Genomic DNA, 25,293 nt, shown 5'->3' on the forward strand with positions numbered 1-25,293 from the left:
GGCTCAATCGGCGGTGATGCCGGCCTCCTTGACCACCTTGGCCCACAGCGCAATGTCGGCCTTGATGATATCGGCGAAGGCCTGCCGCGGCGCGCTTTTGGCCTCGCAGCCGGCGACATCCAGTCGCTGCTGCACATCTGCGGCAGCCAGCGCGGCCTCCAGTGTCTTGCTGATGCGATCCACGATCGACTCCGGCGTGCCCTTCGGCACCACGACGCCGAACCATGGCGTCACCTGCGCCTCGGGAAAGCCCTGCTCGGCCATCGTCGGTGCGTCAGGGAAATATTTCGTACGACTGTCATTGATGGTCGCAATCACCCGGATGGCGCCGGTCTGCACTTGCGACAGTGCCTGGTTGACCGAGAAGAAGCTGGAGGTAATCAGGCCGCTGGCAATATCAGGCACCATCTGCGGATAGCCGCGATAGCCGATCCCGCTGACGTCGATCCCGGCGAGCCGCTTGAACAGTTCGAAGCCGAGATGCCCGGTCGATCCCTTGCCGGGATGGCTATAGTTCAGCATCCCCGGCTTTTCCTTGGCCAACGCCACATATTCCGCGACGTTCTTCACCGGCAGACTGGTGGGGACGATAAACACGTTGGGTGCCCGACACACCTGTCCGACCGGAATGAAATCGCGGATCGGGTCCCAGCGCAGCGAGGTGCTCAAGGCCGGGCTCGAGGTGAAGTACGCCGTCACTAGCAGCCACGTGTAGCCATCGGGCGCGGAGCGCGCGACTTCCTCGGCTGCGATCGAGCCGTTGGCGCCGGATTTGGATTCGACGACAATGGTGCCCTTCCACTGCTCCTGCATGTTTTGCGCAATGATACGCGCGAACACATCCGCGACGCTGCCCGGCGAATAGGGAATGACGATGCGGATCGGCCGGGTCGGGAAACTCTGCTGCGCGTAGCCTACGCCTGACAGGGCAAACAATCCGAGCAACGCGGCCGCCGCGGCGCCGATACGTTGAAATCTCATCGCAAGTGCCCTGCTTATCTCTTTTGCGGCGCGAAATACGCGCCCGGATTTGCAGGGAGGATGCCGGTAATCGGTCCGCACAGCAAGGCGGCGGCTTTTTCGTCACGCGAAACGACCAGGACACGGCACGCGCGCTTGCGAGGCACGGCTGCGCCGGTATGATCCCGGACCAAGAGGTGCCCAGAGCGCCCGCTGACATCAGGGAGAAGGTTTGATGAACGTGACCCAAGGCCTGCGCCGGGTTTTGCAGACGAGCCCCACCGGCATTGCAACCGTCGATGGCGAGCGCCGCCGCACCTGGCGCGAGATCGGCGATCGCGTTGCAAGGCTTGCCGGCGGGCTGCAACAGCTCGGCATCCAGCGCGGCGATCGTGTCGCCGTGCTGATGCTGAATTCCGACCGTTATCTCGAACTTTATCTTGGCATCGCCTGGGCCGGCGCCGTGATCGTTCCGACCAATATCCGCTGGAGCCGCGCCGAGATCGAGGACTCCCTGCACGACTGCCGGGCCTCGACGCTGGTGGTGGACAAGGCGTTCGCGGAAATGGGCGACGAACTGGCCAGGGCGGTTGCGCTGAAACTGGTCTATGCCGACGACGATGCCGGCCCTGCCGGCGCGTTGGACTACGAACAACTGATCGCCGCGAGCCAGCCGGTCGCCGACGCCATGGCCTCGCGCGAGGAACTCGCGGGCATCTTCTACACCGGCGGCACCACCGGGCGCTCCAAGGGCGTGATGCTGAGTCACGCCAACATCGTCAGCAATGCCCTGCACGTGCTGAGCGAAGGCCTGCTGCCGGAGGGTTCGATCTATCTCAACGCCGCGCCGATGTTCCATCTCGCCAATGGCTGCGGCATGTTCGCTTCCCTGATCGGGGGCGGCTCCAACGTGGTGGTCCGGATGTTCAATCCGGAACTGGTGATGAAGACGATCGAGAAGGAAAAGGTCACGGTGACGCTGATCGTGCCGACCATGATCCAGATGCTGACCGATCATCCGCTGTTCAGGACCGCGGATCTGACGTCGCTGAAGCGGATCCTGTACGGCGCCTCCCCGATCAACGAGGCGCTGTTGAACCGGGCGATGGCGGGATTGCCCGGCACCGCCTTCCATCAGCTCTACGGCATGACCGAATTGTCGCCGCTGGCGACGCATCTGCCATGGGACCAGCACACCGGCGAAGCCGCGACCAGGAAAAATCGCCAGCGCGCCTGCGGACGTGCCGCTGTTGGTTGCGAGGTCCGGATCGTCGATGCTGACCACAAGCCGGTCGGAACAGGCGTGGTCGGCGAAGTCGCCGTGCGCGGCCAGAACGTCATGATGGGCTATTGGGAGCGGCCGGAGGAAACCGCGAAAGCCATCATCGACGGCTGGATGCACACCGGCGACGGCGGCTACATGGACGAGGAAGGCTACGTCTATCTGGTCGACCGCGTCAAAGACATGATCATCTCCGGCGGCGAGAACGTCTATTCGATGGAAGTCGAGAACACCATTGCGCAGCATCCTGCGGTATCGCAATGCGCCGTGATCGGCATCCCCAGCGAGCAATGGGGCGAAACCGTTCATGCCTTCGTGATTCCGAAGGAAGGCGCACAGGTCAATGCCGCCGAGATCGTCGCCTTCTGCAAGGATCGGATCGCGCATTACAAATGCCCGCGCAGCATCGATATCAGGACCGAACCGTTTCCGCTGTCAGGCGCCGGCAAGGTGCTGAAGCGCGAATTGCGGCGACTGCATGCCGAGGACAGCACGCCGGCGACGGCAAAGGCCGGCTAGTTCGCATCAGGGCGCAACGCGCGTCGGTACCTTTCGTGCCGGGATCGTCATCGCGGCGACGCCGATGACGACGCAGGCAAGCCCAATCCATGCGGTCGTGCTCGGCCGCTCGCCGAGGAACACGACGCCGAGCCCGACGCCGATCGGCACCCGCAGATAGGCCTGCGCCGTGGTGCCGACCGAGCCCAGCGTCTGAATCAGGCGGAAATAGATCGCGAAGGCGAACGCGGTCGAGAATACCGCCAGGCCGAGCAACGCCAGCAGCGAATTCGCCGATGGCGCCAGCGTCCACGGCTGCTCGACCGCAAGACTCAGCGGGATCAGGATCGCCGCGCCACAAATGAGCGAACCTGCGGCCGGCGCCATCGGATCGAGATCCCTAAACCCCCGGCTGAAGATCGCAGCCCCCGCGTAACAGACCGCGGCCGCTAGCGTCACGAGCTGCGCCGTGAGTTGCTCGCCCAATCCGGACAGCGCCTGATGGCCGACGATCAGGCAGATGCCGATCATCCCGGCAACGACGCCGATCATTTTTCGCGATGTCACGGCTTCGTGGCGCGTGATCAGCGTCAGGACAAACGTGAAGATCGGCGCCGTCGAATTGAGGATGGTGGCGAGCCCCGCATCCAGCGTGCGCTCGCCCCAGGCGACCATGGTCCAGGGGATGACGCTGTTCATGCCGGCCTGAAACAGGAATCGTCGCCAGGTCGCGGCATCGGTCGGAATCGTCACGCCACGCGCGCGCATGATAACGAGCAGCAGCAGGCCGGCAATCGCGGTGCGCCCTGCAATCAGGGTAATCGGCGGGATGGTGGCGACCCCGATCCGGATGAAGGTATAGGACGCGCCCCATAGCGTCGCGAGTGCCACCAGCAGGGTGAGTTCTGTCGCGAGGTTGGGAGTTTGTGGCTTGGTCTCTGTCATGCCTTGGAATTTACACGACGAGAGTACCAAAATACTTCGCCGCGTGTCGAAGTGTATTCGTCATGGCCGGGCTTGTCCCGGCCATCCACGTCTTTCTTCTTCACCGCCGCTAAGACGTGGATGCCCGGGTCAAGCCCGGGCATGACGGTGGATAGACTGCGAGCGCCTACCCCTGCGCGCCGACCTCGAACACGTCGCCGTCGTAGCCGGCCTCGAGCGGAATCCGAAGCTGGCGGCCGCCGTCGTTCCTGGTCATGACCGGCATCACGGTGACCACCGATTTGCCCCTGGAATCATCCAGCGCGGCCTTCACGTTTCCCTGCTTGCCGAGCTTGATCAGGTTGCGCGTGGTCGGGAACGGCAGCTTGAAGCGGCCGCTCTCGCCGCCTTCCAGCGCCTCGCGCGGCGAGACCCAGATCGAGTCGGTGGATTCCTTGCCGTCATGGGCGCCGACCTGTTCGGGCGGTGCGGCGGCGAGGAAGAACCAGGTGTCGAAACGCTTCGGCATGCCTTCCGGCGTGATCCAGTGCGCATAGGGCACGAGTTCGTCGAGCGCCAGCACCATGCCGTTATCATCAAGCACTTTCAGGAAGGTGATCTTGCCGTCGCACAAATCAGCCCGGTGCGCGGCTTCGATCGCGCTGGCCGTTTTGGCGTCGACCAGCGCCTTCGATCCCTTCGGCCGCGCCAGCAGGATGCCACTTTCCTCAAAGGTTTCGCGGATCGCGGCGATGCGGAAACTTAAGCTCGCCTCGTCGAGCCCCTCGCCGCCTGAATAAAGCTGCGGGTTGGCGATGATTTCCTTGTCGCCTTTGTCGACGCTGCCGCCGGGAAACACCAGCGCGCCGGAATTGAAATCGATCTCGTAATGGCGAACCATCATGAAGACTTCGACCTCTTTTTTTGCCGCCGCATCGCGCAGCAGCAGGATGGTCGACGCGGGACGCGGGGGGACGATCTCGGCCATCGAACTAGCCCGCCGCGCTGGATTGCGGTTGCAGATTGGCGCGGCGATCGACGCGCGCCACCCGCGACAGCAGGTAATCGACTTCGGCTTTCGCCGTTGCGGAGATGGTCGCGCCCGGCTTGCGCTGGGCGCTGGAGGCGATCACGCCGCGCTTCTGCAGCACGTATTTGCGTACCGCGAGCCCCGCGCCGGGCTGCTGTTCATAACGGATCAGCGGCAGATGCGCATCGAACAGGTCGTGCGCGGCATCGCGCTTGCCGGCCTTCGAGAGCTTGACGATATCGATCAAGAGTTCCGGGAAAGCATAGCCGGTCATGGCGCCGTCGGCACCGCGCTCCATTTCGAAATCCAGGAACAGTCCGCCATTGCCGACGAGTATAGACATCGGCTTCAGCGAACCGTCCTTCTGGTAACCGCGCAGCGTGGAGATCTTTTCCAGGCCCGGCCAGTCCTCGTGCTTGAGCATCACGCAGGACGGCGAGTCCATCACGATCTTGCGGATCACCGCCGGCGTGAACACCACGGTCAGGGTCAGCGGATAATCCTGCAGCACCCAGGGAATGTCGTCGCCGATGGCTTCCTGGGCCTGCTTGAAATAGCCCGTGATTTGATCGTCGGTACGCAGATGCGGCGGCGGCGCGATCATCACGCCGGCAGCACCCGCGTCCATTGACGCCTTCGCCAGCGAGCGCATGGTGGCAAATCCGGGCGCCGAGACGCCGACGATGATCTGCATGTTCTTGGCGCGTTTGACGAAGCGCACCGCCACCTGCTCGGCTTCATCAGCGTCGAGCTTCGGCGCCTCGCCGAGAATGCCGAGCACGGTGACGCCATCGCAGCCGACTTCGGCGTAGAAGTCGGTCAACCGGTCGATCGATTTCTCATCGATGCGGCCGTCGTCGTGGAATGGCGTCGGCGCGATTGCGAAGGTGCCTGCGGCCTGGGCGGTGAGCTTGGTCATGCGGATCCTCGTGTTTTGTCGTTCCGGGATGGTCCGAAGGACCAGACCCGGAACCTCGAGGTTCCGGGTTCGCGCTAACGCGCGCCCCGGAACGACAGGTAACATCAGAACCGCCGCGCGCCCATCTTGATTTGCTCCTCGGAGAAGAAGATCTCCTTGGCATGGGTGACCACGTCCTCGGCCTTCCAGCCCTCGCCCGGGGGCTTCCAGCCTTCCATTTCCATCATCCGCATCTCTCGGACGCCGCGGGGGCCGGAAACGCCAAGGGTTTTGCCGGTCTGGTCGCCCGACAATTCGCTGACCATGTAGAGCACGGCCGGTGCGATGCCGTCGGGGCCGAGCGCGGCCTTGGGGTTCTCGATATAGCGCGGCAGGTCCGCGGTCATGCGGGTCAACGCGCCCGGGGCCAGCGTCCAGATCCGGATGTTGTACTTGCGGCCTTCGATCGCCAGCACGTTCGACAGTCCCCAGATACCGCCCTTGGCGGCGCCGTAGTTGGTCTGGCCGAAATTGCCGATCAGGCCGGAGGTCGAGGAGGTGTTGACGATGACGCCGCCGCCGTTCTCACGCTGCCATTTGAACACCGGCATGGTGCAGCAGTAGGTTCCCTTGAGGTGAACCCGGATCACCTTGTCCCAGTTGGTTTCCTTGGACTTGGCAAAGGTCTCGTCGAGCAGGATGCCGGCATTGTTCACCAGGATATCGGCGCGGCCGAAATTCTTGATGGCGTCGTCGAACACCGACTGGCCGCCGGCGATGGTCGAGATGTCGGAGCCGTTGGCGACCGCCTTGCCGCCCTCCGCCTTGATCGCGTCGACGACCTTCTGCGCCATCGACTTGTCGCCGCCGGAACCGTCACGCGGTCCACCGAGATCGTTGACCACGATCGAAGCGCCTTCGCGCGCGAATAATTTGGCGTAGGCCTCGCCGAGCCCGCCGCCCGCACCGGTGATGATTGCAACCTTGCCGTCGAGTAATCCCATGGTGTTTCTCTCCTTGTTAGTTGCCGTCATTCCGGGGTGGTCCGAAGGACCAGACCCGGAATCTCGAGATTCCGGATTCGATGCTGCGCATCGCTCCGGAATGACGGAAACTTCAGCCCAACACGGTCCTGCCGCTCTTGATCACGGTGACGTTGCGCGATTTCACTTTGGCTTCGAACGAAACGACGTTGCCGTCCTTCCACAATTCCATCGTCACGGTCTCACCGGGATAGACCGGCGACGAGAACCGCGCCGAGTGCTGCTTGAAGGCGGACGAGTCGTAATCGGCAAAGGTCTGCAACACGCCGCGGCAGGTGATGCCGTAGGTGCACATGCCGTGCAGGATCGGCGCCGGGAAGCCGGCCTTCTTGGCAAAGCCGGGATCCGAGTGCAGCGGGTTGCGGTCGCCGCAGAGACGATAGACCAGCGCCTGGTCCGGACGCGTGGTGATGTCGACAATCTTGTCGGGCGCGCGGGTCGGCACCTTGTGCGGCTCGGGCTGGCCTTCGGAAGGCCCGCCAAAGCCGCCGTCGCCGCGGGCGAAGCGCGAGGCAACCAGCGTCGCCAGCTTCTCGCCCTTGTCGTCCCTGAGCACGGTCTGATGCCGGATCACCGCGCCCTTGTCCTTGCCCTTGTCGAAGCAGTCGAGCACGGTGGAATCGGCGGTGATGTGGGCCGCGGTCGCAAACGGCTTGTGGAAGGTGATGTCGCGTTCGCCGTCCACCACCATCACGCGGTTGAGATTCATCTCGCCGGGTCCGGCGCCCCAGGCCGCCACCGATGCAAACGTCGGCACCACCTTCAACGGCCGCGGCGTCGCGACGGCCTCGTTGACGAAGGCCAACTCCTTCTCATCCATGGGGTCGGCACCCATGCCGATGCCGTAGGCATAGAGCATCACTTCGCGATCGGTATAGGCGTATTTCTGGCCGAGACTCTTCAGGGCCATCAGCTCTTCGTACTTGATCGGCATGTTGTTTCTCTCCCGAATTTTTTCTCGTTTGTCATGCCCGCGAAGGCGGGCATCCAGTAATCACCGGCGCTTACTGGATCCCCGCTTTCGCGGGGATGACCATCGTTTGTGTGGCGCGCAGCGCGCGAACTTCCATCAGGCCGGAGTGAAGAACGGCAGCGGCGCGCCGTCGGTTGGCTTGAACACCACCTTCACCTTCTGGCCGACCTTGAGCTTGTCCATGTCGCAGTCGACGATATTGGTCTGCAGCGACGGGCCTTCCTTCAGGGTGACGTAGGCGATCGCATACGGACCGGTGGCGGATTTGCGCATCAGGCTGAAGGTGTAGATCGTGGCCTCGCCCGAACTCTCTTCCCACACCGTCTTGTCGGAGAAGCAGAACGGGCAGATCGAGCGCGGGAAGTAATGCGGCTCGCCGCAGGCGGTGCAGCGCTTGAACAGCAACTTGCCCTGCTTGGCGGCGTCCCAGAATTGGGTGGTTTCGGGATTGCCTTGCGGCGTCGGGTATTTCTTGGCGTCGGCCATTATGCGCGCTCCAGAATGCAGGTTGAGGCGGCATGGCGCACGCCGAGAAGTCCGCCGGTGCCGTGGGCGACCGCGAGATCGCAGTTCGGCACCTGCACCTTGGGATGCGCATCGCCGCGAAGCTGGCGTACCGCCTCGATGATCTTGGTCATGCCGCCGCGGTTGACGGGATGGTTGCTGCAGAGGCCGCCGCCGTCGGTGTTGAACGGCAATTTGCCGACGCCCGAGATCAGGTTGCCGTCGGCGACGAACTTGCCGCCCTCGCCTTTCTTGCAGAAGCCGAGATCCTCGAGTTGCATCAGCACGGTGATGGTGAAGCTGTCATAGATCGAGGCGTACTTGATGTCCTTGGGCGTAACGCCGGCTTCCTCGAACGCGCGCGGGCCGGACCAGACGCCGGCCGAGTATGTCAGGTCGAGATCCTTGCCGCCGCGCGGACCCTTCATGGCTTCGCCATGGCCGATCATGCGCACCAGTGGCTTCTTCAGGCTTTTTGCAATCTCCGGCGTGGTCACGATCAGCGCACCGCCACCGTCGGTGACGACGCAGCAATCCATGCGATGTAAGGGATCGGAGATCATCGGCGAGTTCAACACGTCCTCGACGGTGACGACTTCCTTCAACATCGCGTGCAGATTGTATTGCGCGTGATGTGAGGCTGCGACCTTGATCCAGGCGAGCTGTTCAGAGGTGGTGCCATAGTCGTGCATGTGGCGCATGGCACACATGCCGTAGACGTTATGGGTGGTAGCGCCGTAAGCGGCCTCGAAATCGGCCTCGGCGCCGGCACTCCGCGGCGGCATCGGGCCGGTACGCGGCTTGCCGGCCAGCGTGATCAGCGCGATCGAGCATTTTCCCGCCGCGATGGCTTCGGCGGCATGGCCGAGATGCACCAGATAGGAACAGCCGCCGGTATCGGTGGAATCGAAATGACGAACTTTGAGGCCGAGGTAATCGACCATCGGCATCGCCCCGCCGGGGGCGTCACCGGCGCAGAAATAGCCGTCGATGTCGGCTTTGGTCAGCCCGGCGTCCTCGATCGCCCCCTTGGCGACCTCGGCATGGAGCTGTGCGGTGGATTTATCGGGTGCGTGCCGGGTTGGATGTTCGTAGATCCCGGCAATGTAGGCTTTGCCCTTGATGGTCAAATCGTTCTCCGCTGGCGTTTCTTGTTTCCGGTTATTTTTCTGGCCTGTCGGGGCGGCCTTGGCAAGCGCGGAAATATTCCGTCAGGCGAGACTTGATACAAAACAAGCCAAGGCGATCTCGCGGCGCCGGGCGCCCGGAGTTTTGCTGGGAATCCTTAGCCCTCTGAAATAGAGGGCGCAGGGAAGACCGGGTGCGCGCCGCACCCGCGGTCTCGCAGGCTGGTTGCAAAAAGATATGCTGCCCACGAGCATACAGGTTTGGCGGAGGCATCCGGCCTTCCCTGCGCAATGGCTTTACGGCTTATACGAGATCGTCCTGGTGACCCTGCTTGTTGTGACACCATCGCTCTCGGGCAGCGTTGGCCACCCCAAAACTTGACGCCTGCATCGGGGCGTCGGACCCAAACGATTTCGCCGTACGCAACAGCGCGCTCGTCTTTCGCGCCATCGCGTCCACCGCATCTCACCGCACGTTCGTGACGATCGCGAGCGCCCCTCTCATCGCGGGAGACGGGCGGAGTTAGACAACTGATTTGCCCGACGGGGCCAGCGATTTATTTTTGCGCGAAGGGCTGGACAGGTTTTTGCTGATTTGCCCGTCGGGCTACTTTGTCGCAGGCTTCGACTGCAATCAGCTATTGCCAGCAAACCCGACTCGCCCGCTGTGGCTCAGGCGGCGTGGTGCTTCCACCCGACTCCGATACGAGACGCGCATATTGGGTCGAGAGCATGTGCCGTTCGCACGACCTTGGCGTTCAGTGTGACGATGTCCGCTCCCGAGGGTAGAGCGGACGTCGCGGTGGCGCGGTTCGACTTCCGAAAATGGACCCAGAATGGACATCGGGCGCGTAAGCTACAGACGCTGATGTGAAGCGGTTCACATTCGAATATCGGGGTTTGAGCTATCAGGTGCAGACCCGGAGGAAGGCTTCAATTGGCTTGTCCCAACCCGGCAGTGTGATAGTCTCTGATTGGCGAGTTCCAATTTCTGCGGAAGCTGATTGTCCGCCCCTAACACTGCCGTTTGCGGTGTGTGGAGACCCAGGTCATGGGTGAAATTCGCAGATTGAAATCGAGCAAAGCTGGCGATCCCCCGCGAGAGTCGACGCCGCCGCGCCGTCTTGCTGCGATTGTCGCTGGCGATATTGCGGGCTACAGCCGTCTCATGCAGATCGATGAAGAAGGAACGCATCTTCGCGTGAAGCGGATCGAGCGTGACCTCATAGAGCCCAGCATTGCGGGGCATCACGGAAGGCTCGTCAAAACCACTGGTGACGGATTTATTGCGATTTTCGACAGTCCTGTCGAAGCTGTGCGGTGCGGTATCGTCATCCAGCAAAACATGGTTGGACGCAACGCATCGATGCCGAAGCATCATTGGATCGAATATCGGATTGGCGTCAATCTTGGCGACGTTATCGTAGAACCAGATGACGTTTTCGGCGATGGCGTCAATATTGCCACGCGCCTTGAGGGTATTGCCGATCCCGGCCAAGTTTACATCTCAGGCGGCATTTACGAGCAGATAAAGCACAAACTGGTTTGCGGATATGAGTCGCTCGGAGATCGCAAAGTAAAGAACATCACAGATCCGATAAGGGTCTACCGCGTGCTTCCGGATCCGGCCGCCTTCAACAGGACCCGAAAACGACGCGAGAACATTCTGATCCTTTTGCTGAGCCTGTTTTTGCTGGTTATTGCGAGCGGTGTCCTTTGGTATGTGTTTTGGCAACCGCATGGCAAGGCAGGAGGTCAGGCTTCAGTTCCGGTTTCGCCGGAGATACCGAAGGTGCTCCCGTCACCGCCGCCCATCTTGAAACAAGCAGCGCCCCAAACTCAGCCCGCTCCTTCGGTGGCTCCAGCTGTGAAACAAGGGGCGTCGCCACCTCAGCTCGCGTCTCCATCCACGCCTGCAACCCAGCTGACCTCGGCGGTCCGAGAGCCCGAAATGAATATGCTTCGCGGCGGTAACTTCATAATGGGCAGTAATGACGAAGTCACAGAGAAGCCAACTCACCAAGTCACTATCAAGCCGTTTGCGATCGGTCGGTATCCGACTTCCGTTCGCGAATGGAACGAATGCGCTGCGGCGAAGGCATGTGCGTTCGTGGCAACCGGCAAAGATGACGCGCCCATCACGAACGTAAGCTGGAGCGATGCCAAGCAATTTGTTGTTTGGCTCGCGGGCGCGACGCGAAAGGCATATCGGCTCCCAAGCGAAGCAGAGTGGGAATATGCCGCCCGTGGTGGCACGCAAACAAAGTACTGGTGGGGCGACCAGTTTCAATCTGGCATGGCCAATTGCAAGAACTGCAATGACATCGCAGCCGCCGAGCAACCAATCAAGGTCGGGAGCTTTAGGCCAAATCCGTTTGGGCTGTATGATATGGGCGGCGGCGTCGATCAGTGGGTAGAGGATTGTTGGCATAAGAATTATCAGGGTGCGCCGTCGGACGGTTCAGCGTGGGCCGAGGGCGACTGCGTGTCGCATGTCATTCGGTCCGGGTCCTGGAAGAATGACGCGCGTTATGCGCGGCCGACGAACCGCGATAGTTACGACACGAACGTTCGATATCCGACACATGGTTTGCGGGTCGCTCTATCTCCTTGAAAGCGTCAGAGACATGTTCATGAAGATCGCCCGGCTTATCGTGCTATCGGTGGCGCTGGTATCCCTGTCGTGCGCTGCCCAGGCTCAAGGAAAGTCCGCGCCAACGGATGCGGTTCTGTATTTCGTTTGGCCGCAGGACGGCACAACGATCAAAGGAGGGTTCTGGTGTCGTTTCGGTCTGCGGAACATGGGCGTCACCCACGCGGGTGACGATTTTCAGAATAGCGGGCATCATCATTTGCTGATTGATGTGGATGAACCACTCGACCTCAACGAGCCGATCGCACAGGACAAGAACCATCTTCATTTCGGAGCGGGCCAGACCGAGGCACGTATTGAGTTGCCGTCCGGAAAGCACACTCTCCAACTAGTGTTGGGCGATGCCAAGCATTACCCGTTCAACCCGCCGCTCGTTTCACCTAAAATAACGATCAGAATTAAGTAGGACTGGTTTCGTTGCGGGTTTCATTTTGGATTCGAACCCACCCATAAAGTCTTGCGCACTTTTGGGGCTGCCCTTCACCAGCCGTCGCATCAAATCGGACCCGCCCTCGTCCGACCGGGCCAGGTCAAGACCAGGCCGAACTCCTGAGCGCTGATCGAATGGCGCGGCTGCTGGAGCGGCCACGCGCTGCTCGATCAAGAGAAAGGCCGGCGGGCTCTACGCCGCCGACCTTGTCCTGCAACTGCCGGCTCGCTGGCCGGTTCCGTTGCTTTGCACTCCGCAGTCATGGCTAGCACCCAGTACTTGGTTGACGCCATTGGACGCGGGTATGACGTGACCGTACCTAAGTTGGCTCGGACTAACCAATCGGACAGGTCGACTAAACGCTGGCTTAATCAATCCGAGACAGCGGACTTTCCAAGGTGCTCCAGGTTTGCCTCAGTTTGAGCTAGTATTCGAACAACTGGAGTTTCCGTCTATTTTGGGGGAGCAAACCATGAGCAGGGCCATTTCTTTTGTCGTTATTGGCGCTTTGTTTTCGGCGCTGCAGGGCAGTGCGTCAGCAGACGAACAATCGATAAACGATCAATGCCGAGCTAAAATCCGTACCCAGATCAAGGGGCCGGTCTGTCAAAAATCTCAAGTCGATCAGCTGAGCGACCCCTGCTACATCAGCGCACGCGAGGCCATGCAATCCGGGCTTCAGGACCGAATAGATCTATGCGTTGATCGGGCCAAGGTCCGTCGCTGGAACGTGGCCGTCTGATTGCGACGCCTGTGTGTTAACCACTTCGCCACAACTACGACCCTCATCCTGAGGAGACCGCGAAGCGGTCGTCTCGAAGGATGGCCGCAGGCGAGCTACGGGCCTCATGGTTCGAGACGGCGCTGCGCGCCTCCTCACCATGAGGGTCAGACGCGAGATTTTGTCCCGGACATCGCTCCGCTCATCCGGGCAACGAAGCTGGTGTCCGAGCCGGGCGTTGTGCTAACCGCTTCGCTATCTTTGGTAGAATAGGATCGCGGGATGACGCGAGCACGAACGGTGATCCGCATAGCGGGCGCGATCTTGGGGCTAACCTGCGCACCCCACGCATTTGCACAGCAGGCGCCGCCAAGCCTCGTCGATACCTTGCCTCGCGGCCACTATGTGCGCTCCGGGCTCGCTTTTGCCTGTGTCACCGAGGCGGCGGGAAAACTGTCGCACGAACAGTTCAAGGTGCTGGAATATTCGTGTCTGCGGATGGGCCCATTGCACGTCGGCATGGGAGCGGCCGCGCTCAAGGGCGAGCTGGGACAACCTTCGCGCCAGGTCGATGGCCCGAACGGCACCAAGGTCTGGGTCTATTTCTTCGGCAAGACGAATAACGATCCATATCTGGCCGCATCGATCTGGCAGGACAAGCTCGTCGCCATCCAGGTGACGGGACGGCTGCCGGAAGACAAATTTGGCTTCAACGGCATCGCTCTCGGCGCCGCAGCCGAGGACGTCACGAAACAACTCGGCAAGCCCATGGTCGTCAGGCCCAGTTCGGAGCCGAACACCGATCTGTGGTCGTACCAGCCCTGGACCTTTTCAGTCGAAATAAGCAGCGGTCGCGTGACGTCGATCAGGGTGGCCGATCCGAAATTCAACTGATGAACGGCGGTGTCGCGAGCGAGGCGTCGGACGACGGGCATGGATGGGTGCGTTTGCCCACCCGACGATGCAATGCCACAACGACAAACCTCATCCTGATGAGGAGCCGCGAAGCGGCGTCTCGAAGGATGGGCTGCGGGCCTCATGGTTCGCCCGGCGATGCGAAGCATCGTCCGGAGACGGCGCTTCGCGCCTCCTCACCATGAGGGTCAGCGCGTGCCCCGCGGCGATCTACGCGCTGCACTACCCCGCCACAGCTACAAACTCATCCTGAGGAGCATCGCGAAGCGATGCGTCTCGAAGGATGGCGGCGGGCGAGATCGGCCACATGGTTCGCCCGGCGATGCGAAGCATCGTCCGGAGACGGCGCTAACGTGCCTCCTCACCATGAGGGTCAGACACCCTACTCCGCTGCCATTTGCCATACCTTGGCGTTTAGTGTGACGATGTCCGCTCACGGCGGGATTTTGTTGCAAAAGTATTTTTGGGGTGCTGATCTAAAATTCCTAGAGCCGCTGATGCGTCTAGCGCCTCGCGACGTTACGGACCTGATCAATTCGCAGCAAAACGATCACCGGCCCTCTTATGGGCGGCACTGAGCATCACAGCGGCGAAGTTGTCCAAGAATCGGCATTTGCGAGATTTTTGGGGTCGTTGGATCTTCGACTTTTGCAACATGGGGTAATTCCGGGATCGAGCCAGACAAAGGCAAGGGAATCAGCTCTCCAGGAACGTATGAGGCCAACCTGATGTGGCCTTGCAACGATGGAGAGCGGCAATGGAATACTATGTCGGACTGGACGTGTCGTTGAAGCAGACGTCGATCTGTGTGGTGGACCAGACGGGGTCGGTCGTGCGAGAGGGCGTGGTCGATTCAGATCCTGAGGCGATCTCAGTTTACGTGAGGTCAAAGGCGCCGGATGCAGTACGCATCGGCCTCGAGACCGGACCGACGTCCACGTGGCTATGGACTGAGCTCAAGCGGCTTGGCCTGCCGGTAATCTGTATCGACGCGCGCCATGCCAAGGCCGTGCTCAAGATGCAGATCAACAAGAGCGACCGCAACGATGCTATCGGGATCGCCCGCATCATACAGACGGGTTGGTTTAAGGAAGTGCACGTCAAGGATATCGACAGCCACTCGGTCAGGGCGCTGCTGGCAAGCCGGGCGCTGCTGGTCAAGATCAAGCGCGATCTCGAGAACCATGTCCGCGGCCTTCTCAAGAACCTTGGTCTCGTCATCGGCCGTGCCAAGTTCAATGTCTTCGCCGTGCGAGCCGAGGAGTTGATCGAGGGCCGGCCTGAGCTGATAGCTGCGATCAGACCGCTGCTCGAAACGCGCAATGCCGTCGAGCAGCAGGTCAGTGAGCTTGACCGCAAGGTTATGAGACTGGCGCGTCATGATGCGCAGGTCCGTCGGTTTATGACCGTACCTGGTGTCGGTCCTATCACCGCGCTCGCCTTCAAGGCAACGATTGACGATCCGGCACGGTTTGCGCGGTCGAGAAGCGTGGGCGCTTATATCGGGCTAACTTTGGTGTCTCAGGAGGTTGTCCATCTGGTCTGAACCGAGGAAGCTGAGGTTGCGAAGCTTCAGTGTTCCAGGGAGAGACCAGATGAACGTCCACAAGAATGCGCCTTTGACGCCCAAAGGTCGAGAGGCGATGGTGCGAGGTGTGGTCGAGGGTGGGCTGAGCCAGGCCGACGCGGCTTGCCAGTTCAACACGACACCCAAAACAGTCGCCAAGTGGGTCAAGCGGTTCCGCGCAGAAGGTGTCGATGGGTTGCGCGACCGCTCGTCGCGACCTCATTCATCGCCAAGCCAAACCCTGCCTGCCACGCGCGCCGCCGTCGAGACGTTGCGCCGGCAGCGCCACACCGGCAAGCAAATCGCAGCCGAGGTTGGAGTGTCACCGGCCACCGTCAGCCGCATCCTTCGCCGCTTGGGATTAAGCCGGATACGCGATCTGGAGCCGGCCGAGCCGGTACGGCGCTACGAGCGCGAACAGCCCGGCGAGCTCATCCATATCGACATCAAGAAGCTCGGCAGGTTCGTCAGACCAGGCCACCGCATCACCCATGATCGCCAGAAGGGCGAAAGCCGCGGCGCCGGCCACGAGTTCGTCCACGTCGCCATCGACGATGCCTCGCGCCTGGCCTTCTCCCAGATCCGGCGGGATCAGAAGAAGGAGAGCGCCATCGCCTTCCTCACGGAGGCCGTCACTTACTACCGCAGCCTCGGCATGAAGGTCACCGGCATCATGACCGACAACGGCTCCTGCTACCGTGCCAAGGCCTTCGCCAGAGCGTGCAGGAAGCTCGGCCTCACGCACATCTTCACCAGACCCTACAGGCCGCAAACAAACGGCAAGGCCGAGCGCTTCATCCAGACGTCGCTGCGCGAGTGGGCCTATGCTCGCGCCTATGACACCTCAGACCAGCGGGCCAAAGACCTGCCGATCTGGCTTCATTACTACAACTGGCATCGACCACACGGCAGCCTGCAAGCCAAACCGCCCATCAGCCGCCTCGGCCTCCCGGCGGACGACCTGTTGAGATTCCACAGCTAACCAGCAGGCGCCACGCCTCCGGGGAGGTCGATTGGTCCGGCCGAATCTCCAAATGCGGCGACGCTATGCTGCGGAGTTATCTATTTGAAGCAGCCGGGGTTCTGCTGACCCGTGTCCCGACATGGTCGGCCGTGAAGGCCTGGGGGATGAAGCTCGCCAAGCGCAACGGGCTCCGCAAGGCCAAGGTTGCGGTCGCGCGCAAGCTCGCGGTCATTCTGCATCGCATGTGGATCGATGGAACCGAATTCAACTGGTCGAAGAAGGAGATTGCTGCCTAGCGAGGAGAACACTGAGATCCTGCCAAACGGTGGGAAAAGACGTCCCTGCCGGGACGATGGCGATGGTGAGTTCGACCGATTTTTTGCGAGCGTCCGAAAGGCCGACCGCGATTGCAACATTGAACCGCCAGCGTCACCTTACGCCATCATGCGGAGGGCTTACCCCTACCGCGGAGAGAACAGTGGGCCCGGCAAGGATGATCGTTGGAGAGCTTGACACCCAGACCCGGAATTAGAGAACAAAATCGGCCCACTGCAGACCTGATGAGCGCGATATCTCGGGCGATTTAGAGCATTCTTGCGACTACCCCCTTCTATTTCACATGTTCACAAACTATCCTGACGCGAGCGGTTCGCGGGGAATGTCAATGATTGCCGGAAAGCTAGCGAAGAAGTTTGCGCTCGTTTCTTGTGTCGCTCTGTTCCAGGCGTGCGGCGCCAGCGCGGAACCCGATCTGAGTGGTGTCTGGCTTCCCGATATCAAGGACCAGAAACGCCAGGAGACGGCCAACATGCCGCCCTGGAAAGCGGAAATCCTCAAACAAGTTCAGCACCTCATCGCCGAAGAAAAGGCCGGGCGGCCTTTCCTCGTGCTCAGCCATTGCCTGCCACACGGCATGCCGAGCTGGATGCTGATGACTCACAACGCATTTGAGCTGCTTTCGACGCCCGGGCGCATCACCATGCTGGGCGAGGCCGACGGCAACCGGATGCGTCGCATCTATCTGGACGGCCGCAAGCTGCCCGAGGATCCCGATCCCTCGCTGCACGGCTATTCCGTTGGCCATTGGGATGGCGATACGCTGGTGGTCGATACCGCCGCAATCGTGCCGCAGGCTTATATCGCGATCAGCGAGGCGGTCGGCATCCCCAGCAATGGTGATATGCACGTTGTCGAGCGCATTCACCTCGCCGAGCCGAACGTGATGCATGACGATCTCACGATCACCGCGCCAAACGTTCTCACCGAGACCTGGAAAACGACAAGAATTTTCCGCCGTTACCCGGATCGGCACTACGAAATCACCGAGGGCGAGTGCGAGCAGGAGGACGTCGTTCCGGGCAAGGACGAGCACGGCAACGACGTTTTTGTCTCGAACCCGCAAGGCGCGTATGGCACGGTTCACACCGCGAAATAGCTTACGCAATAAAAAGGGATGATCGCGATGTCGTTGAAGGCTCCACTTCTTGCCGTTTGCCTGGCGCTGAGTTCGACCGGCCTGTCAATGGCGCACCATTCCAACGCCGCCTATGACAGCGATCATCCGCAGACCGTGGAAGGCACCGTCAAGCAGGTCAACTGGACCAACCCGCACATTACCTTTGTCGTCGAAACCGACGCCAAGGAGGGACCGCAAGTCGGAACCTGGGTGTTCGAGGTATCGAGTCCCGGTGTTTTAACCCGCTCCGGCTGGACCAAACGCTCGCTGCAGCCCGGCGACCACGCCATGTTCCAATATCTGCCGCTGCGCGACGGAAAGCAGGGCGGCTTCCTGCGCAAGGTGACACTGCCGGACGGTAAGGAGCTGACCTACAGCCTTACGGTACCCGATGAGCAGTAAATAGGCGATGGAAGCTCTGCTTACCGGGTTTTCCAAATGGTTGGCGGCAACGTCGCTCAGCCACATCATCCAGACCGTCACCTGGATCATCCCGGCCCTGCAAACCATCCACATTCTGTGTGTGGCGATCGCGTTTTCTTCTGCTGTGCTGGTCGATCTGCGGATATTCCGGTTGTTCGAGCGGGACCAGCCGCTGCGCGAGGTTACGCAACGCTTCCTGCTACCGATCTGGCCGGTGCTCGTCGTCTTGCTCATCACGGGCAGCCTGCTTATCATCGGTGAGCCACGCCGCTCGCTGGTCAACTCGACTTTCTATCTCAAGATGGCGCTGCTCCTGGTCGCGATCCTGCTGACGGCGACCTTGCAGCGGACCGTTCTGACGTCTCCAGGTTTCTTTGAGGACCGCAGCCATCGGCTAACGGCTCAGGCGCTGGCGACGCTCTCCATCCTGATCTGGTGCGGCATCCTGTTCGCCGGACGCTGGATCGCTTACACGCAGGTTGGATGATGTCGCAGTTCTCCGATCTTGTTGCCTTCTTCGAGGACAGCGGCGTCGCGGAAGCAATCCGCGAAAACGACACGCTATTTCCGTTGATTGAATCAGTGCATGTGGTCGCGATCAGTCTCGTCGTCGGCTCGATTCTTGCGCTGGACCTGCGGCTGCTCGGCTTCGCCTCAGTCGGGCGGCCGGTAAGCCGGTTTGCGAACGCGATTCTTCCCGTGACATGGGCCTCCTTCGCGATCGCGGCGACCACCGGCTTCCTGCTGTTCATTTCCAACGCGAGCAAATATCTGTCCAATGGCTATTTCGACGCCAAGATCATCCTGATCTGCGCAGCGGGACTAAACATGATCGTGTTCCATGTGATCAGCGCAAAGGACATGCCGCAATGGGAGAAGCTCGCACAGCCGCCGTTCCCGGCGCGGGCTGCCGGCGCAATCTCCATCCTGCTCTGGATCGCGGTCGTCGTCTGCGGACGCTGGATCGGCTTCACCATGCAGGGTCTATAGCGATGAACAAGTCCGCCTTTTCAGCCAGCGTGATCACGGCACTGGTTGTTTCGGGCTTTTTCGCTTCACCGTTGAAGTCCGAAAGCACATTGCCAATGCCGCCGTTCAAGGCCCACGTCGACATGAAGACCTTCATGGAGCATGTGCTTGTGCCGGCTGCCCAGGTCATCTGGAGCGTCAACGGGACGATCATCGACGCCAAGGGCGAGCACGACCTGTCGCCCAGGACGGACGACGACTGGGAAAAAATCACCAGCGGCGCAGCGACGCTCGCGGAAGCAACCAACGCGCTGATGATTCCGGAGCGCGTGCACGATGCGCAGTGGAATTCTTACGTCAAGAAGCTCGCTGATGCCGCCGAAAAGGCCTACTTGGCTGCGGAGGCCCATGACCTGAAATCCATTGCCGAAGTCAGCGACCACCTCGACGGCATTTGCGCTTCCTGTCATCGGCATTACGGGCTGGAGTAGTTTTTCCGGTAAGCCGTTTCCTGACCTATGCGAACAACAGCGGACCTGACTGGCCGCGACGAGTCGCCATGACGGTGAGCGCCCTATTCCGCCGCGATCTGTCGCGGTGCCGGCGGCGGGTTGACGAGGTCGGCGGCGAGTTGCGCGTAGCGCACTTTGGCCTCCTGCACCGCCTTTTCCTTGACCGGGCCGTAGCCGCGGATGCGATCCGGCATCGACAGCAGTTCGATCGCGGTGTCGAGATTGACCGGCGACAGCAACGTTGCACCTTTACGTCACTCGTCATATTCCCGCGAAATATCCTGGCCAGTGTAGTCAGGCATGAACGACGCCGCCACAAGGCTTACTACCGCGCAAGCAGCAATGTAGATCGAAATCGCGTAGCCGGAGTGATAGGCGGCGAATAGGGCTGTGGCGATCAGGGGCGCCGGACCGCCGGCAATCACCGATGCAAGTTGATAGCCTAGTGAAGCACCGCTGTAGCGCAACCGTGGCGTAAAAGCCTCTGCGATTAAAGCTGCCTGCGGCCCATATTGCATGTCGTGCGGGATGAGCGACAGCACTATCGCGACGAACACCGCCAGGGGGGCCGCGGTGTCTACCATGCCGAAATAGAGGAAGCCGAACACGCCCGTGGTCGCCGCGCCGATCAGATACATCTTTCTGCGCCCGATGCGGTCGGAGATATGGCCCGACAGCGGGATGGCGACGAACGAGACGCAAGAGGCAACCAGCACTGCGCTCAAGATCAGATCGCGCGACATGTGCAAGGTGCCGACGGCGTAAGCGAAAATGAATGCGGTGAAGATGTAGAACGGAGCTTGCTCAGACATCCGCAGTAATGCCGACAGAATTATCTCCTTCGGATGCTTCTTGAAGACCTCGATGATAGGGGCCTTCTCGATCTTCCTGTTATCCAGCAGTTGCTGGAACACTGGCGTCTCAAGAATACCAAGGCGAATCCATAGTCCGACACCGACGAGAACAATCGAGAGGGCGAATGGAAGCCGCCAGCCCCAGGTGTTAAACTGGTCGCCCGTCAACTGGCTGAATGCGAGGACGGCAAGGTTTGACAGGAACAGGCCACACGGCACGCCGAACTGCGGCCAGGATGCCACCAAACCACGTTGACCGTGGGTGCGCGACCATTCCATCGCCAGCAGCACCGATCCGCCCCATTCGCCACCAACGCCGATACCTTGCAGCATCCGCAACACCGTAAGGATGACCGCGCCCCAAATGCCGATTGATGCGTAGGTGGGCACGAATGCGATGAGGAAAGTCGCAATACCCATACACAGAAGCGTGGCGATGAGGGTCGCTTTGCGGCCGATGCGATCACCGTAGTGACCAAATATCGCAGCACCGATCGGGCGTCCGAGGAAACCGATAAAATAGGTGCCGAAAGCCGCGAGCGTCGCCGTTAAAGCATCTTCGTTGGGAAAGTAGAGCTTACCAAAAATAAGCCCAGCAGCTGTGCCATAGAGGAAGAAGTCGTACCACTCGATTGCCGTACCGATGGTTGATGCGATCACCGCCTTGCGCAACTGCGCGCTATGATCGGATTCGGACAACGTCCCATGCGTGATTGCCATAGACATGAAATGGCTCCCTCGTTGTCGTTGGTTCCTAGCTCCGTGGGACCGATTCAGATGGCTTCTTGAGGCGATGCTACTATCAGCTCGCGGCAACCGAAAGACACATCTCGCCGAGGGCAGCATATTGCTGCACCGCAGGAAAATTTGCGCGGCGAAGGTCTTGGCACATTTCAGACGTGCGAAGCCAGGTCCACGAGGTCCGCTAGACAGCGGACCTGACTGGCCGCGACGAGTCCCGATGACGGTGAGCGCCCTACTCCGCTGCAATCTGCCGCGGGGCCGGCGGCGGGCTGACGAGGTCGGCGGCGAGTTGCGCGTAGCGCACTTTGGCGTCCTGCACCGCCTTCTCCTTCACCGGGCCGTAGCCGCGGATGCGATCCGGCAGCGACAATAGTTCGATCGCGGTGTCGAGATTGACCGGCGACAGCAGGCCTAGCACGGTCGCGACGTCCTTTTCGTAGCCGGCGATCAGGTCGCGCTCCAGCCGGCGGTCGGGGCTGTAGGCGAAGACGTCGAACGGCGTGCCGCGCAACACCTTCAGCTTGGCGAGGATCTTGAACAGCGGCATCATCCAGGAAGCGCTGAAGGCGCGCTTGCCCGGCCGCCCCGCAGCATCCGGTTTGCCGGCCAGCATTGGCGCTGCGAGATTGAACGAGAGCTTGAAATCGCCTTCGAACTGGTCGCGCAGTTGCTTTTCGAAACGGCCGTCAGTGAACAGCCGCGCCACTTCGTACTCGTCCTTGTAGGCGAGCAGTTTGGCGTAGTTGATCGCGACCGCCCGCGGCAGTTCGTCGCCGAAGCCGCCATTCGCCGCGGCATTGCGCACCTGCGTCACGGCGTTGCGATAGCGGTCGGCGAGTTTCGCGTCCTGATACGCGGTCAACAGGGCGCTGCGGTGCGCGATGATCTCGTCGAGCGACATCGCCTCCAGCGTCTTTGGCGCAACCGTATCGTCCTGGTCTTTCATCATCGCGACCAGCCGCGCCGGATCGTGCGCGGCGAGACGGCCGAGCTGGAACGCCTGCGTGTTCATCTTGATTGCGACGCCATTGACTTCGATCGCCTGCTCGATCGACTTTGCCGACAACGGCAGCAGCCCCTTCTGATAGGCAAAGCCCATCATCATCATGTTGGTGGCGATGGAATCGCCGAGCAGCGTTTCCGCGGGCTTGGTGAAATCGAAGAACGACGAGTCCTTGCGCAGCGCGGTTTCCAGCACGCCGTTGACCTTGCGGGCCTGGAAGTTGAAATCGCGGTTGAGGATGAAGTCGGCGATCGGAATCAGATGGGTGTTGATGACCCCGGTGGTGCGGCTGGATTCGCACAGCGTCATGGTGTCTTTTGCAACTGCCACCACTTCGTCCGCGGCGAGCACGAGATCGGCGGTGCCGGTGACGATGCGCGAACAGGTAACATCGGCGGTGTGTTCAGAAAGCCGGACGTGGCTCAGCACCGCACCGCCCTTCTGCGCGAGGCCGGACATGTCGAGGATCATGCTGGCCTTGCCTTCGATGTGAGCGGCCATGCCGAGCAGCGCGCCGATCGTCAGCACGCCGGTACCGCCGACGCCGCCGACGGCGATGTTATACGGCCGATCCAGCGTCGGGCGCGACGCCGGCTCCGGCAGTTCACCGATATCGCCGACGCCCGCGGGCACGCGGCGGCGCATCTTGCCGCCATCGATGGTGACGAAGGACGGGCAAAAGCCCTTTACGCAGGAATAGTCCTTGTTGCAGGTCGACTGGTTGATGGTGCGCTTGCGCCCCATCTCGGTTTCCAGCGGCTCGACCGAGATGCAGTTCGACTGCACCGAGCAGTCGCCGCAGCCTTCGCAGACGGCCGGATTGATCATGACGCGCCGTGCCGGATCCTCCAGCAGGCCGCGCTTGCGGCGGCGGCGCTTTTCGGCGGCACAGGTCTGCACGAATACGATCGCGGACGCGCCCTTGACCTTGCGCAGCGTCTTCTGAACGGTGTCGAGATCGTCGCGATGCGCGACCTTGACGCCGGGCGCGATATCGGATGCCGGATAGGCCTCAGGCGTTTCCGAGACCAGGTAGATTTCGCGGATGCCTTCGGCATGAAGCTGGAAGGTGATCTGTTGCGGCGACAATTCGCCATCGACATGCTGGCCGCCGGTCATCGCGGTCGCGTCGTTATAGAGGATCTTGTAGGTGATGTTGGCGCCAGAGGACACCGCCTGACGGATCGCGAGGCTGCCGGAGTGGAAGTAGGTGCCGTCGCCGAGATTGGCGAACACATGCTCTTCCTTGGTGAACGGCGCGACGCCGACCCACGGAATGCCCTCGCCGCCCATGTGCGTAAACGTCTCGGTCGAGCGGTCCATCCACAGCGCCATGAAGTGACAGCCGATGCCGGCGAAGGCGCGGCTGCCTTCCGGCACCTTGGTCGAGGTGTTGTGCGGGCAACCCGAACAGAAATACGGCGTGCGGGTGATCGGTGCGACCGCCTGCATCTGGGTCGCTTCCCGGCCGTTGAACCAGTCGGCCTTGGCACGCAGCATCGCTGCGATTTCGGGATTGAGATTCAATCGAAGCAGCCGCTCGGTCAGTGAACTCGCCAGCGACGCGACGCTCAACTCTGCTGCAAAGGGGAGGAAGCGCTTGTCGTGATCGTCCATCTTGCCGATGATGCGCGGGCGGACGTCGTCACGCCAGTTGAACAGCTCCTGCTTGACCTGGTTTTCGACGATCTCGCGGCGCTCTTCGACGATGAAGATCTCTTCCAGCCCGACGGCGAATTCACGCACGCCCTGCGGCTCCAGCGGCCACGGCATGCCGATCTTGTAAAGCCGCAGACCGATCTTGGCGGCGACATCAGGCGTGACGCCGAGTTCGCGCAGGGCCTGACGGATGTCCTCGTAGCTCTTGCCTGACGCCATGATGCCGTAACGGGCATTCGGCGAATCCATGGTGATGCGGTTGACCTTGTTGGCGCGGGCAAAGGCGATCGCGGCAAAACCCTTGTGGTCCTGCAGGCGGCGGTCCTGTTCGAAGCGATCGTCGGGCCAGCGCAGGTTGAGGCCGCCGGGCGGCATTTCAAAATCAGTGGGTATGACGAAGGGTGTCATCTCGTCGGTGAGGTCGATCTCGGCGGTGGTTTCCACCGTCTCGGTAATCACCTTCATGCCGACCCAGCAGCCGGAGTAGCGCGACATCGCGATCCCCAACAGGCCCATCTCGATCATTTCGTGGATGCTGGAGGGGTAGAGATACGGCATCAGCGCCGACATGAAGGCGTGGTCGGACTGGTGCGGCACGGTAGAGGATTTGGCGCCGTGGTCGTCGCCGGCCAGCACCAGCACACCGCCGTTTTTGGCAGACCCCGCCGTATTGCCATGGCGGAAGACGTCGCCGCAGCGATCGACGCCGGGGCCCTTGCCGTACCAGATGCCGACCACGCCATCATATTTGGCGCCGGGCGACAGATTGAGCTGCTGCGAACCCCAGACCGCGGTGGCCGCAAGGTCCTCGTTCACACCGGGCTGGAACTTGATGTTGTACTGCTCGAGATGCTTGCGGGCGGCGAAAAGCTGCTGGTCGTAGCCGCCGAGCGGCGAACCGCGGTAGCCGGAGATGAAGCCGGCGGTGTTCAGCCCCGCGGCGCGGTCGCGCCGGATTTGCGCCATCGGCAGGCGGACCAGCGCCTGAATGCCGGTCAGGAAGACATGGCCGGAGCCTTGGGTGTACTTTTGATCGAGACTGATCGGACCCTGGTTGATTCCCATTGTGCCCTCTTCCACCCTTTAAGACGTGATCGCGACGGCGCTTATTTGGCTAGTCATCTGAACTGATTAGAACCAGTCTATGTCGGATGTTTCGCTCCACGCACTACAAATCTGGGCAA

General features: G+C 61.3%; 22 protein-coding genes and 2 pseudogenes. 13 read left to right on the forward strand and 11 right to left on the reverse strand.

Annotated elements, in window-relative coordinates:
* Positions 1-3: 3 nt before the first annotated feature.
* Positions 4-981 carry a tripartite tricarboxylate transporter substrate binding protein gene (locus BLS26_RS03325; RefSeq protein WP_092508405.1) on the reverse strand — a complete coding sequence of 326 codons (978 nt, stop codon included), beginning with the start codon at positions 979-981 and terminating at the stop codon, positions 4-6.
* A 214-nt stretch (positions 982-1,195) separates the two neighbouring features.
* Here BLS26_RS03325 and BLS26_RS03335 point away from each other — a divergent pair, with 214 nt between their 5' ends.
* Positions 1,196-2,761 (forward strand): long-chain-fatty-acid--CoA ligase, encoded by a 1,566-nt coding sequence (locus tag BLS26_RS03335; protein WP_092508409.1) that lies wholly within the window; start codon positions 1,196-1,198, stop codon positions 2,759-2,761.
* Positions 2,762-2,767: 6 nt separating this feature from the next.
* Here BLS26_RS03335 and BLS26_RS03340 read toward each other — a convergent pair whose 3' ends face one another.
* The 7 genes from BLS26_RS03340 to BLS26_RS03370 form a co-directional block, all read right to left on the reverse strand.
* Positions 2,768-3,685, reverse strand: coding sequence for a DMT family transporter (locus BLS26_RS03340; protein WP_092508411.1), 918 nt, complete (start codon positions 3,683-3,685; stop codon positions 2,768-2,770).
* A gap of 166 nt (positions 3,686-3,851) precedes the next feature.
* A complete protein-coding gene (locus tag BLS26_RS03345) occupies positions 3,852-4,652 on the reverse strand; it encodes an NUDIX hydrolase (protein ID WP_092508413.1) in 801 nt (266 codons plus the stop codon).
* A gap of 4 nt (positions 4,653-4,656) precedes the next feature.
* Positions 4,657-5,613 (reverse strand): dihydrodipicolinate synthase family protein, encoded by a 957-nt coding sequence (locus BLS26_RS03350; RefSeq protein ID WP_092508415.1) that lies wholly within the window; start codon positions 5,611-5,613, stop codon positions 4,657-4,659.
* 104 nt (positions 5,614-5,717) lie between these two features.
* Positions 5,718-6,596, reverse strand: a complete 879-nt coding sequence (locus tag BLS26_RS03355) for an SDR family oxidoreductase (RefSeq protein WP_092508417.1) — start codon at positions 6,594-6,596, stop codon at positions 5,718-5,720.
* Between the two features lie 112 nt (positions 6,597-6,708).
* Positions 6,709-7,569, reverse strand: a complete 861-nt coding sequence (locus BLS26_RS03360) for a MaoC/PaaZ C-terminal domain-containing protein (RefSeq protein WP_092508419.1) — start codon at positions 7,567-7,569, stop codon at positions 6,709-6,711.
* Between the two features lie 135 nt (positions 7,570-7,704).
* On the reverse strand, positions 7,705-8,094 hold the full coding sequence (locus tag BLS26_RS03365; protein WP_092508421.1) for a Zn-ribbon domain-containing OB-fold protein: 390 nt from the start codon (positions 8,092-8,094) through the stop codon (positions 7,705-7,707).
* A complete protein-coding gene (locus tag BLS26_RS03370) occupies positions 8,094-9,242 on the reverse strand; it encodes a thiolase domain-containing protein (protein ID WP_092508423.1) in 1,149 nt (382 codons plus the stop codon). Before BLS26_RS03370 ends, BLS26_RS03365 begins: the two co-directional genes overlap by 1 nt.
* 1,048 nt (positions 9,243-10,290) lie before the next feature.
* Between BLS26_RS03370 and BLS26_RS03375 the strand changes: the two genes are divergently transcribed.
* From BLS26_RS03375 to BLS26_RS03430, 12 genes and pseudogenes are all read left to right on the forward strand, one after another.
* Positions 10,291-11,853, forward strand: coding sequence for an SUMF1/EgtB/PvdO family nonheme iron enzyme (locus BLS26_RS03375; RefSeq protein ID WP_092517566.1), 1,563 nt, complete (start codon positions 10,291-10,293; stop codon positions 11,851-11,853).
* 19 nt (positions 11,854-11,872) lie between these two features.
* Positions 11,873-12,298 (forward strand): DUF4399 domain-containing protein, encoded by a 426-nt coding sequence (locus tag BLS26_RS03380; RefSeq protein WP_092517564.1) that lies wholly within the window; start codon positions 11,873-11,875, stop codon positions 12,296-12,298.
* Positions 12,299-12,794: 496 nt separating this feature from the next.
* Positions 12,795-13,064 (forward strand): hypothetical protein, encoded by a 270-nt coding sequence (locus BLS26_RS03385; protein ID WP_157676272.1) that lies wholly within the window; start codon positions 12,795-12,797, stop codon positions 13,062-13,064.
* A gap of 261 nt (positions 13,065-13,325) precedes the next feature.
* Entirely contained in the window at positions 13,326-13,937 is a 612-nt protein-coding gene (locus BLS26_RS03390) for a hypothetical protein (RefSeq protein WP_157676273.1), read from the forward strand.
* Between the two features lie 778 nt (positions 13,938-14,715).
* Positions 14,716-15,504, forward strand: coding sequence for an IS110 family transposase (locus BLS26_RS03395; RefSeq protein ID WP_092508429.1), 789 nt, complete (start codon positions 14,716-14,718; stop codon positions 15,502-15,504).
* A gap of 49 nt (positions 15,505-15,553) precedes the next feature.
* Positions 15,554-16,507 (forward strand): IS481 family transposase, encoded by a 954-nt coding sequence (locus tag BLS26_RS03400; protein ID WP_092508431.1) that lies wholly within the window; start codon positions 15,554-15,556, stop codon positions 16,505-16,507.
* Positions 16,504-16,785 (forward strand): annotated as a pseudogene (locus BLS26_RS03405) (transposase); the annotation flags it as partial. The gene BLS26_RS03400 and the pseudogene BLS26_RS03405, both read left to right, overlap by 4 nt.
* 368 nt (positions 16,786-17,153) lie before the next feature.
* Positions 17,154-17,924, forward strand: a complete 771-nt coding sequence (locus BLS26_RS03410) for a hypothetical protein (protein WP_092508435.1) — start codon at positions 17,154-17,156, stop codon at positions 17,922-17,924.
* A 27-nt stretch (positions 17,925-17,951) separates the two neighbouring features.
* The gene (locus BLS26_RS03415; RefSeq protein WP_157676274.1) at positions 17,952-18,347 is read left to right on the forward strand and encodes a DUF6152 family protein; all 396 of its coding nucleotides are present in this window, start codon (positions 17,952-17,954) and stop codon (positions 18,345-18,347) included.
* A gap of 40 nt (positions 18,348-18,387) precedes the next feature.
* Positions 18,388-18,855: a DUF6644 family protein gene (locus BLS26_RS03420; protein WP_157676275.1), complete on the forward strand. Its 468-nt coding sequence runs from the start codon at positions 18,388-18,390 to the stop codon at positions 18,853-18,855.
* Positions 18,852-19,358 (forward strand): DUF6644 family protein, encoded by a 507-nt coding sequence (locus BLS26_RS03425; RefSeq protein WP_197681308.1) that lies wholly within the window; start codon positions 18,852-18,854, stop codon positions 19,356-19,358. The genes BLS26_RS03420 and BLS26_RS03425 overlap by 4 nt, the downstream gene beginning before the upstream one ends.
* Before the next feature lie 2 nt (positions 19,359-19,360).
* On the forward strand, positions 19,361-19,828 hold the full coding sequence (locus BLS26_RS03430; protein WP_092508441.1) for a hypothetical protein: 468 nt from the start codon (positions 19,361-19,363) through the stop codon (positions 19,826-19,828).
* A gap of 83 nt (positions 19,829-19,911) precedes the next feature.
* On the opposite strand, the pseudogene BLS26_RS35480 reads toward BLS26_RS03430, so the two are convergent.
* The 3 genes and pseudogenes from BLS26_RS35480 to BLS26_RS03440 form a co-directional block, all read right to left on the reverse strand.
* Positions 19,912-20,088: pseudogene (locus BLS26_RS35480) on the reverse strand (DUF6537 domain-containing protein); the annotation flags it as partial.
* A gap of 15 nt (positions 20,089-20,103) precedes the next feature.
* Positions 20,104-21,429: an MFS transporter gene (locus BLS26_RS03435; protein WP_092508443.1), complete on the reverse strand. Its 1,326-nt coding sequence runs from the start codon at positions 21,427-21,429 to the stop codon at positions 20,104-20,106.
* Positions 21,430-21,679: 250 nt separating this feature from the next.
* Entirely contained in the window at positions 21,680-25,174 is a 3,495-nt protein-coding gene (locus BLS26_RS03440) for an indolepyruvate ferredoxin oxidoreductase family protein (RefSeq protein WP_092508445.1), read from the reverse strand.
* Between the last annotated feature and the right edge of the window lie 119 nt (positions 25,175-25,293).

It is taken from the genome of Afipia sp. GAS231 (assembly GCF_900103365.1).
In the GTDB taxonomy this organism is placed as follows: domain Bacteria; phylum Pseudomonadota; class Alphaproteobacteria; order Rhizobiales; family Xanthobacteraceae; genus Bradyrhizobium.